The organism is Mycobacterium sp. TH-M82 (genome assembly GCF_057473605.1).
Window position 1 is genome coordinate 1 of sequence record NZ_JBYCKY010000623.1, and the last position, 1,108, is coordinate 1,108.

The 1,108-nt window shown below is 62.0% G+C and carries 1 protein-coding gene; it reads right to left on the minus strand.

Going from position 1 to position 1,108, the window contains the following annotated elements:
* Window positions 1–67 precede the first annotated feature (67 nt).
* Window positions 68–976 carry an AAA family ATPase gene (locus AC2VON_RS18365; RefSeq protein WP_486954237.1) on the minus strand — a complete coding sequence of 303 codons (909 nt, stop codon included), beginning with the start codon at window positions 974–976 and terminating at the stop codon, window positions 68–70.
* Window positions 977–1,108: the final 132 nt, after the last annotated feature.

Sequence of the window (1,108 nt, forward strand, 5' to 3'; positions counted from 1 at the left end):
GCTCACCGGCCGACAACGGCAATGGCACTGCTGGTGCACTCATCCCACCAGAATACCGAACAACCACCTATTTATTTGCGAGACACACCACTAGCTCCTCGACCAGCTCGGCGATCGGCCTCTCGGGTTCATCAGCCAGGAGTGCGGCCACGATCTGCAGCGCCAGCGGCAAGTGGTCACAAAGTTCGGCTAGACGCAGCGTGACCTGCGGAGCCTGAGCCAGTCGCCCATCGTCCGGATTACGGGTTGGGACCGCGCTGATCAGCAGTTCGACCGCTTCGTTGGAGCCCATCACGTCGACATCGACGACCTGTGGCTTCGGGATGCGGCCGAACGTTTCCCGCGTCGTCACGGCGACGCGATGGATTGCAGTGCCGGGGCATAGCGGCTCGAACTGCGATGGATCGCTGGCATTGTCCAGCCAAAGCAGTACCGATTTTCCTTCGGCTGCGAGGTCGTGGAGTCGCTGCTGGTACTGGATGGCCTGCTCAGCCGGATCGGCAGCGATCTCATCGTCCTCGACCCCGAGCAGGATCAACAGTTTCGAGAACACCACCGCGGGCTGCACCCGAACAGCGGGGTCATCCGCGCAACCGCGGAGATCGACAAAGAGAACATGTTCGAACCGTCCGGCAGCCGCTGCCGCGGTGGCGGCCTGCCGCACCAGCGCCGTCTTCCCCACCCCTGAGGGTCCGCTCACCACGACGATGCCGTTGCTGGGGCTATCGCCTGAGCCAGATATCAGATCAGCAATCCGCGTCAGTTCGGATTCGCGACCGACGAAAGGCGTGGGTTCGACGACCAGCGCCTCAAGTGGGAGAACAGTTGTGGCGGAGTGCAATTCTGCTAAGCCATCGATGATCAAGTTTTCGATGTGATAGGCGGCCACCCCACCTTTTGTCGCGTTGATGTAGATGTTTGGGGCAGCGCCGTCTTCGAGCCGGCGGCCCTCCGCCCAGGTGGAGCCAAAATTCATGCAGAAAAACGACCCAACTGGGGCCAACTCAGGTGAGGCGGATTCCAGTCAACGTCGCAACGGGGACGGTTGCAAGACTAGCGGAATGGGTCTGCCGGAGACGGATGTAGCGCGGGTGCAGCGGTGGTGCCG